Origin of the sequence: Nannocystis pusilla, from assembly GCF_020073745.1 — a bacterium.
GTDB lineage: Bacteria > Myxococcota_A > Polyangia > Nannocystales > Nannocystaceae > Nannocystis > Nannocystis radixulma.
The window spans coordinates 87,965-105,775 of the sequence record NZ_JAIRAU010000044.1; the positions used below are offsets into that span (position 1 = coordinate 87,965).

The following is a 17,811-nucleotide window of genomic DNA, read 5'->3' on the forward strand; positions in this document are numbered from 1 at the left end:
CCTGGTTGACGCTGAAGGCAAAGAGGTGGCCTTCCTCCATCGAGAACCGTTCGCGAACGCCTCGTTCATCTTGGAGGCCGCGAAAGCTGTCACGGTAATCGCTGTGGAGCGGAGCAAGTCCCAGCAGTAGGGTCACTTCTTCCCGCTCCTCGGCATCGTTGTCGGCGAATGCGGGGTCCGGCGCTAACCTCCACGCTGCCATGTCAACCGTCGTCTTCTCCGACGTGAACCGCCGCTTCTCCATCCTCGACGAGCTCGAACACGCGGTCTCTTGCCTTCACGTTGCCCTGAAGCGCATCGCCGACGGGCGCACTGTCCTGCGGGTCGACGCACCAACCTTCTTCCTGCTCTCGCTCGGCCTAGAGCGGTACTTGAAGGTCGGGGTGCACATCCTCCTCCACCATCAGAACGGGTCCTTCGCCGACTTCAGCACGATGAAGAAGTACGGCCACGAACTCCTGAGCGTGGAGACGGCGCTCTTCGGGTTGGAAAGCCCCGACGCCCGCATGAGTATGATGACGCGCGAGGACCTGGACTTCGTGAAGAACGATCTCCTACTGAGGAAGCTCCTCGAGTGTCTTGATGCCTTCGCATGCGGTGAGAGGTACTTCCTGCTCGACGGGGCGTCGGGCAAGCCGATGGACCCCGACAGCAGCCCACGGGCACGCTGGGAGGACATCCTCGAGCTCGCCTCGGACCACAACCCCGAGCTCTTCCTCGACGTCGAGCGAGCCCAGCGAGTTGTCGGTGCGCGCCTGATTGGCCGCATGCAGCGTTACCTGCGATGCATCTCGCAAGCCGTGTTCTACTCGACCTCCGACCTCTCGCGCTCGCTGGCCTCCGGCATGTGGGTCTTCCTCGACGTTCGAGATAGGGCACTCGAGGTGCCGATCGAGCCGAGATAACGTCGTTTAGCCGTTGCGGGGCGGGCGGGCGTGTGACGCCGTCCGATCGCCGGCTTTTCGTCCTCAGCCGAGTCGAGCCCGGCCTCGTAGCGGCGCTCGAGCAGCTGCGGATCGGGCCGGAGCCCTGAATCCGCGTCACGCCCAGGTGTCGCCGAGAGCAATCGGCCGTCAGCGGGCGCGCCCATACGGTCGGGCGTGCGTCCGCGGCGAGCCCTGGCGCATGCTCGCCGGCTGACAGCGATTTACGGGGCCCAGCTCGTCTGGCGCAGCTCCAGGCCAGGCAGTCTTGCGCGCACGGGCTGCTTGGCGCAAGCTCGACCGCATGCGTTCTGCGGTGCTCACTGTTTGCGTCTGTTTCGGCGTGGGCCTCGGCCTCACATCGACCACGCCGGTCGCCCACGCTTGCTCCTGCGTTTCGGACACTGTCCTGGTCCTCCGGCTCGCCGGTATCCACGGCGATGCCGAGCACGCCGCTGAACAGGCCTTCTGGCCGGACGAGGGGTCCGCCGCTGGGTCCGGGAAGGACGCTGCCCTCGAGCTGATCCCCTCCGACGCCGAGCCCCAGGTCCGCCTCGTTCTCGAGGGGGTGCAGTGATGGCGGCGCTACCCCCCGCATACGCCCGGGTGATGGTCGGCGCGCTCGGTGTCGCGGCGCTGCTCGCCGGCATGGCCGTCGGCACCTCGGCTTGCGGCCCGTGCATTCACCCCTGCCCGTCGGCACTGCCCCTCGAGCGCGGATCGTTCACGATCGTCGAGAGCCCCAGCCGCCCCGAGCTCGTCGGTAGCCTGGTCGAGATTACCGACGAAAAGGTCGAGCTCCGCTTCACGGACGCCGAGGGTCACGATTGGGTCGTCGACTACACCATCGAGGAGGAATACTGAGCGCGGCGCTTCCTTGGTACGCCCGCCGTGAGCCGGCGCGCCGACGTGCCCTCGGGGTGCAGAATCGTACGCTGCGGGACGGCGCCGTGCTGCGCGGCTTTCCGTGCCAAGCGGAGATCGTGTCGAGCACGAAGGAGAGGTGTCGGAGCATGCCTGGTGTAGCGCGAATCAGCGCGCGGCGGCGAGGGGGGAGTGGCGCGGCCGGGGCCGAGGTGACGGGTGATGGCGCCGGTCCGCGGGTCGCGGGCGGCGAGGCCGTCGTCGCCGACGGAGACGACGGCTGCCGTCCGGTCGCTACCGAGGACGGCGATCACCTGCTCGCTGGCGGCGAAGACTGCCGAGCGCGGGGCGTTGGGGTTTGCGATCTCGAGCGCGAGGCGAGGGGCGGCGAGCGCAGTGACCAGCGCCCGCAACGGGGCGGCCGTCGGGCGCCGTCGGCTTGAGCGTCGTGCAGCGCGACGGCGGCGAGGGCCGCAGCCTCACGGGCGCGCGCCGGCGTCGCCGCGAGGTCGAGCGCGTGGCGGATCGCGGCCTCGGCGGCGCGGCCGTGCAGCAACCGCCGTTTCGCGCCGCGCCCCCGCCGATCATGTCGAGAAGGTCGACGGACAGCCGTCGTCGCCACCGCTGTCGAGCAACTCGCGCGGGGGTGGCCAGGGTGGTATCGACCGAGTCGCGCGGCGCGGCTTGCGTTGCCAGACCGTTGCCACCAGGAGCAGTTGCCAAGCAGGATCGGGCTGAGAAGGGCATGGGCGGGCGCAACTTCACCCCCTTGAAACGCGGTCCAGGCCAGGAAACGGAGGGGCCGGGGTTTGGGGCGTCCCAAGGGGGTTCACTGCGGACAAGGCATGGCAGGTCCGGCGTCGCTACGGGACCCGCTGCGCCGCCTCCCGTCCGCCCCACGACGATCGCCGCGGCCCCGCCTGGCGCAGACACGACGATCGCCGGGACCCCGCCTGGCGAAGACACAGCGATCGCCGCGCGGCTCGTCGCGCATGCTGCGGCAGCAAGTGTGGGCAGGCGCGCCGACCTGTCCCGAGCGACAGGCGGCCCTCGTCGGCGCGGAAGCAAAAAACCAGCCGATCGACGCGAAGGTCGACCGGCTGGTCGAGGGGTGTCGTGGTGGTCTACATCAGCTGGCGGCGCGAGAACTCGGTCCGGAGCTTGCGGAGGGCCTGCTCCTGCAGCTGGCGGATGCGCTCGCGCGACAGCGAGTAGGTGGCGCCGATCTCCTTGAGCGTGAGCTCGGGCTCGCCGTCCATGCCGACGCGCTTGCGCAGGATGTCGGCCTCGATCGGCGAGAGCTTCTGGAACACCTCGAGCAGCTGCGACTGCAGCAGCTCGGAGTCGAGCAGGTCGGAGGGCGCCACGTTGGTCATGTCGACGAGGGTGTCGGCGAGGCAGCTGTCGCCGTCGCGGGTGGCCGGCAGCGACAGGCTCAGCGGCTGGTCGATCAGCGACCAGCTCATGCGCTGGATCCGCTCGAGGCTGATGCCGGTGGCCGACGACAGCTCCTCCTCGGTGGGGGCGCGGCCGTACATCACCTCGTACTCGCGGCGGGCCCGGTTCACCTTCTTGCAGGCGTCGATCATGTGCAGCGGCAGGCGGACGCTGCGGTCGGTGTCGACGATGGCGCGGGTGATGGCGTAGCGGATCCACCAGGCGGCGTAGGTGGCGAAGCGGCAGCCGCGGGACGGGTCGAAGCGGTCGACCGCCTTCATCAGGCCGATGTTGCCGTCCTGGATCAGGTCCTGCATCGGGATCTGGCTGCGCCCGAAGCGGCGGGCGATGGCGACCACGAGCCGCAGGTTGGAGCGCACGAACTCGTTCTTGGCCAGCATCAGGGCGTTGTGGGCGCGACGGGCGGCGGCCACGTAGCGGAAGAACGGGGCGCTGTCGCGGTAGGGCGGCTTGACCTTGAGGTTGGTGGTGGTCGCGCGGTCGCCCTCGAGGCCGGTGAGGTCGGCCAGGATCGCGTCGGACGCCACGCTGTCGACGTCGGCGAACACCAGCTTCTCGATCAGCGCGGCGCGGGCGGCCGCGAACGCCTCCTCGTGGACCTTGAGCACGCGGTCTCGCAGCGCCCGCGCGGTCTTCTCGACCTCGGCGACGACGGCCGGGGGGCACGCCTCGGCCGACAGGCGCTCGTTGAGCAGCTGGCAGATCGCCGGGATGAACGGCGGGTAGTTGAGGAGCGCGGTCCACAGCGCCTTGCGCAGCTCGACCAGGCGCGTGGCCGCCGCCATCTCCTCGTCCTTCGCCATCACCGTCACGTCGGCGAGCTCGCGAAAGTATTGCGCGGTCGTGGCTCCACCCATCGAGGTGTAGGTGCCATCATTCCCGGTGTTGGAGTTGGTGATTCGATTGAGCATTGCCGGACCCCTCTGTGACCACCAATACATTCGCAATCTTCGGATAAAGAGGACGTAAGGAGAGGCGGCGATTTCATCAAGAAAGCATAAAGAACAACGTTAACTGCGGCTTTCACGCTGTTTTTCTTCGACTTTGACCGACTCTGACCGACTGAAGGCCTGTTTTTTGGCACCCGGAAATAGGGCTAAAACCGGGGCGTGTATCGGCGAGAGCCCGAGAGAAATGGGGCGAATGATCAAAGTGCAGCCGCGGCTCGACGCCGCGTTCCGGTCGAGCTCGCTGCATTCGTAATGATCACAGTCGATATCGGTACCGCGAGCGCGACGAATCATCCGCGCGCGCCGGACAGGAGTCCGCGCGCGCTCACGAGGGCCGCGGCGGTGGCGGGCTCGTTCGCCGGCAGCTCCACGCGTGCCCGGTGGCCTCGAGCTCGATCGGTTCGCGGAGCGCGGGCCGCGGGTGATATATCCGGCGCATGATCGACGACCTGCCGGGCGCGGCGGACCTGCTCGGCGAGGTCGTCGCGCTGTCCTCGACGCAGCTGCAGCAGGCCATGCAGGTCGGTCGCTGGCCGGTGCACCCGCTGCGCGCGCGCCTCGACGCGCCGGAGCGACTGGCGAGCGCGTACCAGCGCGTCGCCGATCTGCATTGCAGACGCGCGGGCGAGGTCTGGCGCGCGTTCGCGGGGGAGGACAGGGACGCGGCGCCTGCGGTCATCGCGGTCCGTCAGACCGAGGCGCTGGCGCTGGCGTGGGAGCGCCTCGGCGACGGCATCGAGCGCCGGTTTCATGTCCGCGGCCACCCGCGGGTCGAGCGCGAGCGGCTGCACGCGCTCGCGCGCCGCGAGGCGCCGCAGATCGCCGTCGACGCCAACCCCGGCGCGCCGCGAGCGTACGGCCTGCCGCACCCGGGCTCGATCGAGGACGCGGTGCGGTTCGCCGCGGCGCTGCCGCTGATGCGCCGCTGCGAGGAGCTCGGCGCGCGGGCGGTCCGGGCGTTCGACGCGCTGGGCCAGCCCACGCACGCGCTGGCCCGGCTGGCCGCGCAGCGCGGTGAGTCGCCGCAGCGCGCGGCGGTGTGGCGGTTGTGGCGGCCGCGGAGCGAGACCTCGCGGCAGCGCATGGCGACGCTGACGGCCACCAGGGTGCTCCACGACCTCGGCGGCGCGGAGCACCACGAGCGCCTCGGCGTGCCGGGGGGCCATTGCTCGCAGTGGAGCGAGCTCGAGACGCTGACCGTCGGCGCGCTGGCGTGGCGCCGCGCCTGCGAACTCGAGGTCCGCGTGCGGGACCACGATCGCTCGCGCCACGGGTCGCACACGGTGAATCTCCGCCCCGGGATCGTCGGTCGCCGCTACGCCGAGCTCGACGATCCGTTCGCGCCGCTGCTGGCGATCGTCGGTCTGGGCTGCCGCCTGCACGCGTTCTCGTGGGAGGCGACGACCTTCGAGCTGTGCCCGAGGCCCGGGCAGGACTGGCGGCAGCTCGTCCTGTGAAGGCCGGCGACCCGGGCCCCGGCGAGGTGCGGGGGCCCGGGCGCTGGACGGCTCACTGACACGGCAGGTGGACGTCGACGATCTCGCCGCTGCGGACCGCGCCGAGCTCGTCGCGGAACTCGAAGGCCGAGCGCTCGACCCCGCAGTTGCCGCGCTCGTCGCAGTCGTGGCGCCGGCCGAACCCGAGGTCGATGGCGATGAGCTCCGCCTGGGCGACGGGCACCAGCTCGCCGAGCGCGCCGCGGCGGTCGCTGTCGTGGTCCGACCAGAGCACCAGCTCGTGGAAGATCGGGTCGGCGGCGGTGATCTTGCCGTCGCGGTCGACGTCGAACTCGCCGAGCGCCTCGAAGCCGTGGCTGGCGCGGACGCCGGTGGTCATGATCGTGCCGCTGCCGAACAGCTCGCGGCCGCTGCCGATGATCCCGTCGCCGTCGCGGTCGATGGCCAGCCACGGCTGGGTCGGCCAGTCGGTGCTGAGGCACGCGCCCTGGCCGCTGATGTCGAACGCGGCGGCTCCGGCGGCCTCGAAGCGGATCGGCTCGCCGTCGAAGCTGACGACCAGCGGCGTCCAGCAGCACGGGTCGTCGGTGCCGCAGCACGGGTCTTCGCTCCACCACTCCTCGACCGTCAGGACGCCCTCGAGGATGGCGCAGTGGGTGCCCCCGCACTCGCCCTGGTCGAACACGTCGTCGGGGGTGCAGGCGTGCTCGACCGCGCAAGTCGTCCACTCCTCCTGGCCCCACGAGACCACGCAGAGCGACGTGCCGGCCTCGCCCCCCTCGGTGGTACAGGGCATGGAGTTCTCGCCCTCGCACCACGCGAGCTGCTCCGACCGGCTGTACGACTGCGAGGCGGTCCAGGCGGCGAGGATCTCGTCGGAGGTCATGTCGACGAGGAAGCCCCCGCATTCGTCGTCGGGGAGGGGATCGGGATCGGTGGTGCTGCTGGTGCCCGGGTCCTCCGCGGGGTCGTCGCCCTCGGAGTCGTCGCCCTCGGTGGTCGTGGTCGAGGTCGAGGTCGACGTCGGGCTCGCGGGATCGGCGTCGCCTTCGGAGTCCCCCTTGGCGTCGGCGACGGTGTCGGTGCCGGCCGGCTCGGGCTCGCTCTTGTCACAAGCAGGAGCGAGGCCGAGGAGCGGCGCGAGGGTGAGGAGGAGGCGAGTGGTCGACGCGCTGCGGGTCATGCCCGGCGCCGAATGCATGGGTGATGCCACGGCCATCTCCGGGCCACGACGGCCTCTGGGAGCCAGTTTCTCCGCCGGCCATGACGCGCGTGTCAGGGCCCTGCCGTCGATGTCGGCGTCGAGCGGGGCGTGAGTTCGCGGCCGCGGAGCGAGCCGTCCCCGCGGCCCGGCGGCCTCGATCGGTCGCTCGAGAGCCGCGAAACGGGCTTTTCGGACATGTTCCGGGGGACATGCTCTGGGAGACATGCGCTCCCCCCCGCCCGCGACGCTAGGTCGCGGAGTACCGCGGCAGGCGCACGCGCAGCAGGTTGCCGCCGGCCTCGCTCGACTCGAACGCGATCGTGCCGCCGTGGGCCAGCACGACCTGTTTGCTGATGTAGAGCCCGAGCCCGAGCCCGCGGGCGCCGTGGCGGCGGGTGGGGTCGGTGCGGCGGGCCGGCTCGAACACGGCGTTGCGGACGCTCTCGGGCACCACCGGCCCGAGGTTGTGGACCGTCAGCGCGACGGACTCGGGCGCCTCGCCGTCGAGGCGGATCACGATCGGCGTCCCGGGCGTGCCGTGATCGACCGCGTTGTGCACGAGCGTGAGGATCACCTGCAGCAGGCGGTCGACGTCCCACGCGCCCTTGAGCTCGCCGACGGCGTCGAGGCGGATCCGCTGCTTGCCGACGGTGACCTCCTCGAGCGCCTGTTCGACGACCTCGCGCAGGTCGGCGGCCACCGGGTGGACCGCGATGCCGCCGCCGAGGCGCGCCAGGGTCAGGTCGAGCAGCTGCTCGATGTGGCGACCCATGCGCTCGCCGCTGGTGAGCACGCGCTCGAGCGGCGTGCGGACCGGCTCCTCGCGCGCGCGCATGAGGGCCAGCTGGGCCGACACCATCATCGCGTTGAGCGGGTTGCGCAGGTCGTGGCCGAGGATCCCGAGGACCATGTCGCGGAACGCGTCGGCCTCCTTGCGCGCGTGGATGTCGATGTTGGCGCCGATCCACTCGAGCAGCCCGCCGCGCTCGTCGCGGACCGGCTCGGCGCGGGCCAGGGTCCAGGTGTAGCGGCCGTCGGGGCGGTGCACCCGGTATTCGATGTCCCACGGCGCGCGGCTGCGCAGACCGGCCTGCCAGGCCTGCAGCACCCGCTCGCGGTCGTCGGGGTGGACGCCCGCGAGCGGGCCGTGCTCGCGCCATTGCTCGACGCTCATGCCGGTCAGCGCGCGCCAGCTCGGCGAGTCCTCGAGCACGCGCGCGTCGGCGGGAGACAGCCGCCACACCGCCTGGCTGGCGGTCTGCAGCAGGTCGCGGAAGCGCTCCTCGCGGCTCTGCTGGGCGTGGCGCCGACGGGCCACGCACACGTACGCGTCGACCTTGCTGCGCACCACGTGGGCGTCGATCGGGCGGTACAGGAAGTCGACCGGGCCGGTCTCGTAGCCGGAGAACACCCGCTGCGGCTCGCGCGAATTGCCGGCGACGAAGATGATCGGCAGGTGCCGCGTACGCTCTTCGCCGCGGACGTGCTCGGCCAGCTCGTAGCCGTCCATCTCCGGCATCTGCACGTCGAGCAGGGCGACGGCGACGTCGCGCCGGAGCAGCTGCTCCTGCGCCTCGCGGGCGGAGCGGGCGAGCACGAGCTCCCAGTCGTCGCGGCGCAGCATCGCCTCGAGCGCGCGCAGGTTCTCGGGCTGGTCGTCGACGACCAGCACGACCGGGCGCGCCGCCGTCGAGGTTCGCGCAGGGGCAGCGGTACGGTTCATGGCATCAGCACCCATGGTGCATCATCGCCGGTCCAGCAACTTGCGGATGGCATCGCGCAGGGCGCCGAGGTCGATGGGCTTGCGCAGCACGGCCGGGCTGCCGGTGTCGACGCGCCGCTCGGCGGTCACCAGCAGCACGGGGATCGGCGCCAGGCGCGGGATCTTGGCCTGGGCCTCGCGGAACTCCCGGCCGCCCATGCGCGGCATCTTGAGGTCGAGGACGATGACGGCCGGCAGCGGGGTGGCCGGGGCCGCGAGCAGCTCGAACGCCTCGACGCCGTCGGCCGCGGCCAGCACTCCGTAGCCCTCGTCGACCAGGAAGTCGCGCAGCGACTCACGCACCATCTCGTCGTCGTCGACCACCAGCACGAAGTCGCGGGGCGCCAGCGTCGCCGGGTTCTGCGGCGCCGGCGTCTCGGAGCGCCGCTGGCCCTCCGCCAACATCCACCGGTCGACCTCCGACAGCTTCAACTTCCACAGCTTGCCGATCTTCTGCGCCGGCAGCCCGCGCCGCTCGATCCAGCGGTAGATCGAATCCTTGCGGACGCCCAGGTGCGCCGCGACTTCGTCGATGGAGACCCACGGCTCCGAGCGCGGATCGTCATCCCGGGGCGGGCGAGGCGGTGAGGCCATGTGCCTGATTGGTAACTCGGCCAGGGAAATCCCTCAATAGTCGATAAAACACGGTCGCCGAATGCGCGAATAACGCTTGGGCAGGCGCGGACTCGCGGGCGCGACGGGCAGCCGTCCGGGGCTGGCTTTCAGAGCAGGTGTCTGCACCTGTCCCTCAGGCCAGATCAAGACCGGCGGGCGCCGGGCGGGCGCCCGCCGCCCGCGCCCGAACCTATCGCCGGCGTCAGCCGACGCGGTTGCGGCCGGCGCCGCGGCCCTGGGCCAGCACGCGCGACAGCTTGGCGAAGTTGACCGGTTTGACGAGGTGAGCGTCGAAGCCGGACTCCTGGGTCCGGGTGCGAACATCCTCCTGGCCCCAGCCGGTGACCGCGACCAGCAGCACGTCCTCGGCCCACGGCTGCGAGCGGATCCACGAGGCCGCGCCGAAGCCGTCGATCTTCGGCATCCCGAGGTCGAGGAACACGACTTCGGGGCGGAAACGGTCGGCGGCGTCGATGCCCTGCTGGCCGTCGTAGGCGGTCTCGACGATGTTGCCCGACACCTTGAGGAGGCCCGCCAGGCTGAGCGCGGCGTCGACGTTGTCGTCGACCACGAGCACGCGTCGGGCCGTCGGACCGGGCGCCGCGGCGTCGCTGGCCGCTGGGCTCGCTGGGGCGGTCTCCTGGCGCAGCAGCGGCAGGCGAACCACGAACTCGCTGCCGCTGCCGGGGCCGTCGCTGTGGGCGGCGACCGAGCCGCCGTGGAGCTCGACCAGCCGGCGCACGAGGGCGAGGCCGATCCCCAGGCCGCCCTGGGCCTGATGCACGGTGCGGTCGACCTGCGTGAACAGCTCGAACACCTTCGGCAGCATCTCGTTCGAGATCCCGGTGCCGGAGTCGGACACGCGGATCAGCACCCGGGCGTCGGCGTCGACGCCGGCGAGCTCGACCGTGAGGCGGATCTGCCCGCCCTCCGGGGTGTACTTGGCGGCGTTGTTGAGCAGGTTGCCGACCACCTGGGTCAGGCGCGTGCGGTCGCCCTCGATCCAGATCGGCGCCTCGGGCACGGTGACGGCGAGCTCGTGGCGGCGCGCCTCGATCAGCGGGCGGGTCGTCTCGAGCGCGCGGCTGATCACGGCCGAGACCTCGAGCGGGGCGCTCTGCAGCTTGATCTTGCCCTGGGTGATGCGCGACACGTCGAGGAGGTCGTCGACGAGGCGGTGCAGCTGCTCGGTCTGGCGCTCGATGACGTCGCGGCACCAGCGGACCTCGGGGTCCGCGATCTCCTTGAGCGCCATCAATTCGACGGCGCTGTGGATCGGCGCCAGCGGGTTGCGCAGCTCGTGGGCGAGCATCGCCAGGAACTCGTCCTTCTGCCGGTCGGCCTCGCGCAGGCGCTCGTGGCTGCGGCGCAGCGCCTCCTCGGCGCGCTGGCGCTCGGCGACCTCGGCGTTCAGCGTGCGGTTGGCCTCGGCGAGCCCGGCGTTGGCCCGCTCGAGCACGGCGTTGAGCTGCTCGAGCTCGCGGGTCTTCTCGGCCTGCAGGGTGGTGTTGGCCAGCGCGAGCTGGGCGTTGGCCTGCTCGAGCGAGCGGTTGGCCCGCTGCAGCTCCTGGCGCTTGAGGTGCAGCTCGACCAGCACCGAGACCTTGCCGCGCAGGATCTCGGGGACGATCGGGACGTAGACGTAGTCGACCGCGCCGACCTCGTAGCCGCGCAGCGCGTCCATGTCCGTCACGTTGTGGCCGGTGACGAAGATGATCGGGGTCCGCTCGAAGCGCGGGTGCTGGTGGATCAGCGCGGCCGTCTCGAAGCCGTCCATCTCGGGCATGCTGACGTCGAGGAGGATGACGGCGTACTCCTCCTTGAGCAGCTTCTGCAGCGCCTCGACGCCGGAGGAGGCGCGCACCAGGTTCTGCTCGAGCGGCGCGAGGATGGCCTCGTAGCTGAGCAGGCGGGCGGCCTGGTCGTCGACGAGGAGGATGTTGACTCGTTCGCGCGCGGTCATGACGACACCTCCGTCACCGGTGCAGCCAGATGCGCAGCTGGGCCAGCAGCTGCTCGGTGTTGACGGGCTTGGCGATGTAATCGGAGGCGCCGGCCTCGAGGCACTTCTCGCGGTCGCCCTTCATCGCCTTGGCGGTGAGGGCGATCATCGGCAGGCGGCGCAGGCGAGGGTCCTTGCGGATCCGGCGCATCGTCTCGTAGCCGTCCATCTCGGGCATCATGATGTCGACCAGCGCGAGCGCCAAATCCGGGGTGGATTTGACGATGTCGATGGCCTCCTGGCCGGTCGAGGCGCTGATGACGCGCATGCCCTGGCGCTCGAGCAGGGACGACAGCGCGAAGATGTTGCGCACGTCGTCGTCGACGACGAGGACGCGCTTGTTGACCAGCACCTCGTTGTTGTCGTGGAGGCGCTCGATCATCCGCTGCTTGTTGGGCGGCAGCGCGGCGAGGTCGCGGTGGAGCACCAGCGCGGTCTCGTCGAGCAGGCGCTCGGGCGATTGCACGTCCTTGAGGACGATGCTCTTGGCGACCTTGCGCAGCTGCTGCTCCTCGGCCGGCGACAGCTCCTTGCCGGTGAACACGACGACCGGGAGGTCGCGCATCGACGGCTCGGTCTGCAGCCGGCTCAGCAGCTCGAAGCCGGACATGTCGGGCAGGCGCAGGTCGAGGACCACGCAGTCGAACGGGCGCTCGCGCACGGCGACGAGGGCGGCCTCGCCGCTGGCGACGGCGGTGATCCGGACGTCGTCGTGGCCGAGCAGCTCGGACAGGCTGAGCCGCTCGACCGCGTCGTCCTCGACGATGAGCAGCTCGCGCGGCTGCTTGGCGGCGAACTTCTTCATGCGATCGAAGGCGGTCGCCAGGCTGTCGCGGGACAGCGGCTTGTTGAGGTAGGTGAAGGCGCCGCGCTCGAGCACGTGCTGGCGCTCGTCGTCGAGCGTCAGGATCTGCACCGGGATGTGCCGGGTCGCCGGGTTCTGCTTCAGCTGGCTCAGCACGGCCCAGCCGTGCACGTCGGGCAGGAAGATGTCCAGAGAGATCGCGGTCGGTCGGTACTGGATCGCCAGCGAGACCGCGTCGGCGCCGCGCAGGGTCACGAGGCCCTTGAAGCCGCGCTCGCGGGCCACCTCGAGCAGGAGCACGGCGAAGTGCGGGTCGTCCTCGACGATGAGGAGCGAGGTGTCGCCGGGCTCGAGCGCGTCGCGGTCGTCGACGATGGCGTCGGCCCGCGGCGGGGCGGCGGCGGCCGGCGCGGCCAGGCTGTTGCGCGGGGCCGGCGGGGCCTTGCTGTTGGCGGGGCCCTGGTACTGGCTCGGCAGGTAGAGCGTGAAGGTGCTGCCGCTGCCGACGACGCTGTGCAGCTTGATCTCGCCGCCGAGCAGGCTGGCGAGCTCGCGGCTGATCGCCAGGCCGAGGCCGGTGCCGCCGTACTTGCGGGCGGTGCCGGCGTCGGCCTGCTGGAACGCCTCGAAGATGATGCGCTGCTTCTCCGGCGGGATGCCGATGCCGGTGTCGCTGACCGAGAACGAGACGACGCCGGGGGCGGTGCTGAGGACCGGGTGCTCGGGGGTCCAGCCGCCGGCGGCGCCCTTGACCTCGAGGCGGACGCCGCCGCGCTCGGTGAACTTGAAGGCGTTCGACAGCAGGTTCTTCAGCACCTGCAGCAGGCGCTTGGGGTCGGTGGTGATCGCGCGGCCGATGTTGGGCGCGAAGTCGGTGGCGAGGGTGAGGCCGCGGTTCTCGGCCTCGTGGCGGAAGTTGCGCTCGACGGTGTCGCGCAGGCTCGAGAACGGCAGCTCCTCGGAGTCGACGGTGACCGTGCCCGACTCGATCTTCGACAGGTCGAGGATGTCGCTGATGAGGTTGAGCAGGTCGGTGCCGGCGCCGTGGATCGTCTTGGCGAACTCGACCTCGCGCTCGCTGAGGTTCTTCTCGGTGTTGTCGGCCAGCTGCTGGCCGAGGATCAGGATGCTGTTGAGCGGCGTGCGCAGCTCGTGCGACATGTTGGCGAGGAACTCGGACTTGTAGCGCGAGGTCAGCACCAGCTCGGCCGCCTTCTCCTCGAGCGCGCGGCGGGCCTGCTCGATCTCCTGGTTCTTGCGCTCGACCTCGGCGTTCTGCTGGGCCAGGAGCTTGGCCTTCTGCGCCAGCTCCTCGTTGGTCTGCTGCAGCTCCTTCTGCTGCGCCTGCAGCTCGCCGGCCAGCTGCTGCGACTGCTGCAGCAGGCCCTCGGTGCGCATGGTCGCTTCGATGGTGTTGATGACGATGCCGATGCTGCCCGTGAGCTGCTCGAGGAACGCCAGGTGCGAGGCCGTGAACTCGCGCAGCGAGGCCAGCTCGATCACCGCCTTGACCTGGCCCTCGAACAGCACCGGCAGGACGATCACCGTGCGCGGCCGGGCGGTCATGAGGCCCGAGCTGATGACCACCGAGTCGTCGTCGATCTGCGACAGCAGGATCCGCTGGCGCTCGAACGCGCACTGGCCGACCAGGCCCTCGCCGACGGCGTACTGGCGCGGGTTCTTGGGGGAGCGCGCGTCGGCGTAGCTGGCCAGCTGCAACAGCGCGCCGTCGCCGTTGATGCCGTCCATGACGTACATGACGCCCTGCTGGGCGTCGATCAGCGGCACCAGCTCGGACAGCAGGCGCTGGCCGACCGTGATGAGGTCGCGCTGGCCCTGCATCATGCGCGTGAAGCTGGCGAGGTTGGTCTTGAGCCAGCCCTGCTCGTTGTTGCGCTCGGTGGTGGCGCGCAGGTTGCCGATCATCGCGTTGATGTTGTCCTTGAGGTCGGCGACCTCGCCGCGCGCCGCGACCTGGATCGAGCGCGTCAGGTCGCCCTTGGTCACGGCGGTGGCGACCTCGGCGATGGCGCGGACCTGGGTGGTCAGGTTGGCCGCCAGCAGGTTGACGTTGGCGGTCAGGTCCTTCCACGTGCCGGCCGCGCCGGGCACGTTGGCCTGGCCGCCGAGGCGGCCCTCGACGCCGACCTCGCGCGCGACCGAGGTGACCTGGTCGGCGAAGATCGCCAGCGTGCCGGTCATGTTGTTGATCGTGGTGGCCAGCGCCGCGACCTCGCCCTTGGCCTCGACCGTGAGCTCCTGGCGCAGGTCGCCGTTGGCCACCGCGGTCACGACCTTGACGATGCCGCGCACCTGGTTGGTGAGGTTGGCGGCCATGACGTTGACGTTGTCGGTCAGGTCCTTCCAGGTGCCGGCGACGCCCTTGACCTGGGCCTGACCGCCGAGCTTGCCCTCGGTGCCGACCTCGCGGGCGACGCGGGTCACCTCGGCCGCGAACGCGTTGAGCTGGTCGACCATCGTGTTGATGGTGTCCTTGAGCTGGAGGATCTCGCCCTTGACGTCGACGGTGATCTTCTTCGACAGGTCGCCGCGGGCGATCGCGGTCGTGACCTCGGCGATGTTGCGCACCTGCGAGGTGAGGTTCGACGCCATCGAGTTGACGTTGTCGGTCAGGCCCTTCCACGCGCCGGCGACCCCCGGCACCTGGGCCTGGCCGCCGAGGATGCCCTCGGTCCCGACCTCGCGGGCGACGCGGGTCACCTCGGCGGCGAAGCCGTTGAGCTGGTCGACCATCGTGTTGATGGTGTTCTTGAGCTCGAGGATCTCGCCCTCGACGTCGACGGTGATCTTGCGCGAGAGGTCGCCGCGGGCCACGGCGGTGGTCACCTCGGCGATGTTGCGCACCTGCGAGGTGAGGTTCGACGCCATCGAGTTGACGTTGTCGGTGAGGTCCTTCCAGGTGCCGGCGATCCCGGGCACCTGGGCCTGACCGCCGAGCTTGCCCTCGGTGCCGACCTCGCGGGCGACACGCGTCACCTCGGCGGCGAAGCCGTTGAGCTGGTCGACCATCGTGTTGATGGTGTTCTTGAGCTCGAGGATCTCGCCCTTGACGTCGACGGTGATCTTGCGCGAGAGGTCGCCGGTGGCCACGGCGGTGGTCACCTCGGCGATGTTGCGCACCTGCGAGGTGAGGTTCGAGGCCATCGCGTTGACCGAGTCGGTCAGGTCCTTCCACGTGCCGGCCACGCCGGGGACCTGGGCCTGACCGCCGAGCTTGCCCTCGGTGCCGACCTCGCGGGCGACGCGGGTCACCTCGGAGGCGAAGCCGTTGAGCTGGTCCACCATGACGTTGATGGTGTTCTTGAGCTCGAGGATCTCGCCCTTGACGTCGACGGTGATCTTGCGCGAGAGGTCGCCGCGGGCCACGGCGGTGGTCACCTCGGCGATGTTGCGCACCTGCGAGGTGAGGTTCGACGCCATCGAGTTGACGTTGTCGGTGAGGTCCTTCCACGTGCCTGCCACGCCGGGCACCTGGGCCTGACCGCCGAGGTTGCCCTCGGTGCCGACCTCGCGGGCGACACGCGTGACCTCGGCGGCGAAGCCGTTGAGCTGGTCGACCATCGTGTTGATGGTGTTCTTGAGCTCGAGGATCTCGCCCTTGACGTCGACGGTGATTTTTCTCGAGAGGTCGCCGCGGGCCACGGCGGTCGTCACGTCGGCGATGTTGCGCACCTGCGAGGTGAGGTTCGAGGCCATCGCGTTGACGTTGTCGGTGAGGTCCTTCCAGGTGCCGCCGGCGCCCTTGACCTGGGCCTGACCGCCGAGCTTGCCCTCGGTGCCGACCTCGCGGGCGACGCGCGTGACCTCGGCGGCGAAGCCGTTGAGCTGGTCGACCATCGTGTTGATGGTGTTCTTGAGCTCGAGGATCTCGCCCTTGACGTCGACGGTGATCTTGCGCGAGAGGTCGCCGCGGGCCACGGCGGTGGTCACCTCGGCGATGTTGCGCACCTGCGAGGTGAGGTTCGAGGCGAGGCCGTTGACGTTGTCGGTCAGGTCCTTCCAGGTGCCCGCGACGCCGGGCACCTGGGCCTGGCCGCCGAGCTTGCCCTCGGTGCCGACCTCGCGAGCGACGCGCGTCACCTCGGAGGCGAACGAGCGCAGCTGCTCGACCATCGTGTTCAGCGTCTCCTTGAGCTGGAGGATCTCGCCGCGCACGTCGACGGTGATCTTGCGCGAGAGGTCGCCGCCGGCGATCGCGGTGGCCACCTCGGCGATGTTGCGCACCTGCGCCGTCAGGTTCGACGCCATCGAGTTGACGTTGTCGGTGAGGTCCTTCCACGTACCTGCGACGCCGGGCACCTGGGCCTGACCGCCGAGCTTGCCCTCGGTGCCGACCTCGCGGGCGACGCGGGTCACCTCGGCGGCGAAGCCGTTGAGCTGGTCGACCATCGTGTTGATGGTGTTCTTGAGCTCGAGGATCTCGCCCTTGACGTCGACGGTGATTTTTCTCGAGAGGTCGCCGCGGGCCACGGCGGTCGTCACCTCGGCGATGTTGCGCACCTGCGAGGTGAGGTTCAGCGCCATGGCGTTGACCGAGTCGGTGAGGTCCTTCCAGGTGCCCGCGACGCCGGGCACGATCGCCTGACCGCCGAGCTTGCCCTCGCTGCCGACCTCGCGGGCGACGCGGGTCACCTCCGAGGCGAACGAGCGCAGCTGGTCGACCATGGTGTTGATCGCCTCCTTGAGCTGGAGGATCTCGCCGCGCACGTCGACGGTGATCTTTCGCGACAGATCGCCGCTGGCCACGGCGATCGTCACCTCGGCGATGTTGCGCACCTGCGCCGTCAGGTTGCCCGCCATCGAGTTGACGTTGTCGGTGAGGTCCTTCCACACGCCCGACAGGCCCTTGACCTGGGCCTGGCCGCCGAGCTTGCCGTCGGTGCCGACCTCGCGGGCGACGCGCGTCACCTCGCTGGTGAACACGCTCATCTGGTCGATCATCGTGTTGACGATCGTGGCCGAGCGCAAAAACTCGCCCTGCAGCGGCCGGCCCTCGACGTCGAGCCGCATGGTCTGGGTCAGGTCGCCCTTGGCCACCGCGCCGATGGCCCGGCTCACCTCGGCGGTGGGCCACAGCAGGTCGTCGATCAGGGTGTTGACCGACTCCTCCATCTCGCCCCACTTGCCGGCGCGGTTCTGGCCGCGCACGCGCTGGCGCGTCTGACCGCGCCGCCCGACGACCTCGCCGATCCGCTCGAGCTCACCGGCCATGACCCGATTGGTGACGATGATCTCGTTGACGGTGTCGGCGATCTTGCCCCCGAGCCCCGTCCAGTCCCCCGGCAGCTCCGCGGTGAAGTCGCCGTCGCGCACGGCTTGCAGGGCGTGCAAGAGCTGCCGCAGCTCGCTGCTGCCGATGCCTGTGTGACCCTGGGCGGTGGCCGTCGCGTCGGTGCTGTTCATCGTCGAGCCCTCCCTCGGCGCGCGATCGCTGGACCCGCGCGACGTCGGAGGATACGCAGGTTCTCGAGCCGCGTCCCCGCGATCATGACGAAGGCGTCACGCGCAGTTCTCGCGGCGCGGCGAAACCGTCGAGATCTCTGGGGCTGAAGGCGATCCAGCGAGCTCGACCGTGGACCCGGCGAAGCTCGTCCCGCACGCTCCGTCCGTGATGCTCGCACCGCTCGGCACACGTTCGCGTGGCGTCGAGACCACATGCAGGCGCGGCGAACGAGGCGGCGTCGCACCCGCCGTGAGGCAACCTCGGGCGATCTCACGCGGCCGCGGCGGGGCGCGCGAAGCTCCGAGCA

10 protein-coding genes are annotated in these 17,811 nt (G+C 70.4%); 4 read left to right on the forward strand and 6 right to left on the reverse strand.

Annotation, left to right across the window (positions count from 1 at the left end; genetic code table 11):
* The first annotated feature begins 200 nt into the window (after positions 1-200).
* From K7C98_RS31755 to K7C98_RS31765, 3 genes are all read left to right on the forward strand, one after another.
* Positions 201-905, forward strand: a complete 705-nt coding sequence (locus K7C98_RS31755; RefSeq protein WP_224195567.1) for a hypothetical protein — start codon at positions 201-203, stop codon at positions 903-905.
* A 322-nt stretch (positions 906-1,227) separates the two neighbouring features.
* Positions 1,228-1,500: a hypothetical protein gene (locus K7C98_RS31760; protein WP_224195568.1), complete on the forward strand. Its 273-nt coding sequence runs from the start codon at positions 1,228-1,230 to the stop codon at positions 1,498-1,500.
* Positions 1,501-1,532: 32 nt separating this feature from the next.
* A complete protein-coding gene (locus tag K7C98_RS31765) occupies positions 1,533-1,787 on the forward strand; it encodes a hypothetical protein (RefSeq protein WP_224195569.1) in 255 nt (84 codons plus the stop codon).
* A 1,124-nt stretch (positions 1,788-2,911) separates the two neighbouring features.
* Here K7C98_RS31765 and K7C98_RS31770 read toward each other — a convergent pair.
* Positions 2,912-4,156 (reverse strand): sigma-70 family RNA polymerase sigma factor, encoded by a 1,245-nt coding sequence (locus tag K7C98_RS31770; RefSeq protein ID WP_224195570.1) that lies wholly within the window; start codon positions 4,154-4,156, stop codon positions 2,912-2,914.
* 476 nt (positions 4,157-4,632) lie between these two features.
* Between K7C98_RS31770 and K7C98_RS31775 the strand changes: the two genes are divergently transcribed.
* A complete protein-coding gene (locus K7C98_RS31775; RefSeq protein ID WP_224195571.1) occupies positions 4,633-5,652 on the forward strand; it encodes a hypothetical protein in 1,020 nt (339 codons plus the stop codon).
* A 52-nt stretch (positions 5,653-5,704) separates the two neighbouring features.
* On the opposite strand, the gene K7C98_RS31780 is transcribed toward K7C98_RS31775, so the two are convergent.
* From K7C98_RS31780 to K7C98_RS31800, 5 genes are all read right to left on the reverse strand, one after another.
* The gene (locus K7C98_RS31780) at positions 5,705-6,853 is read right to left on the reverse strand and encodes a hypothetical protein (RefSeq protein WP_224195572.1); all 1,149 of its coding nucleotides are present in this window, start codon (positions 6,851-6,853) and stop codon (positions 5,705-5,707) included.
* Positions 6,854-7,103: 250 nt separating this feature from the next.
* Positions 7,104-8,579, reverse strand: coding sequence for a PAS domain-containing protein (locus K7C98_RS31785; RefSeq protein ID WP_224195573.1), 1,476 nt, complete (start codon positions 8,577-8,579; stop codon positions 7,104-7,106).
* A 21-nt stretch (positions 8,580-8,600) separates the two neighbouring features.
* Positions 8,601-9,212 (reverse strand): response regulator, encoded by a 612-nt coding sequence (locus K7C98_RS31790; RefSeq protein WP_224195574.1) that lies wholly within the window; start codon positions 9,210-9,212, stop codon positions 8,601-8,603.
* A 223-nt stretch (positions 9,213-9,435) separates the two neighbouring features.
* Positions 9,436-11,196, reverse strand: a complete 1,761-nt coding sequence (locus tag K7C98_RS31795) for a response regulator (protein WP_224195575.1) — start codon at positions 11,194-11,196, stop codon at positions 9,436-9,438.
* 13 nt (positions 11,197-11,209) lie between these two features.
* Positions 11,210-17,464, reverse strand: coding sequence for a HAMP domain-containing protein (locus K7C98_RS31800; RefSeq protein ID WP_224195576.1), 6,255 nt, complete (start codon positions 17,462-17,464; stop codon positions 11,210-11,212).
* Between the last annotated feature and the right edge of the window lie 347 nt (positions 17,465-17,811).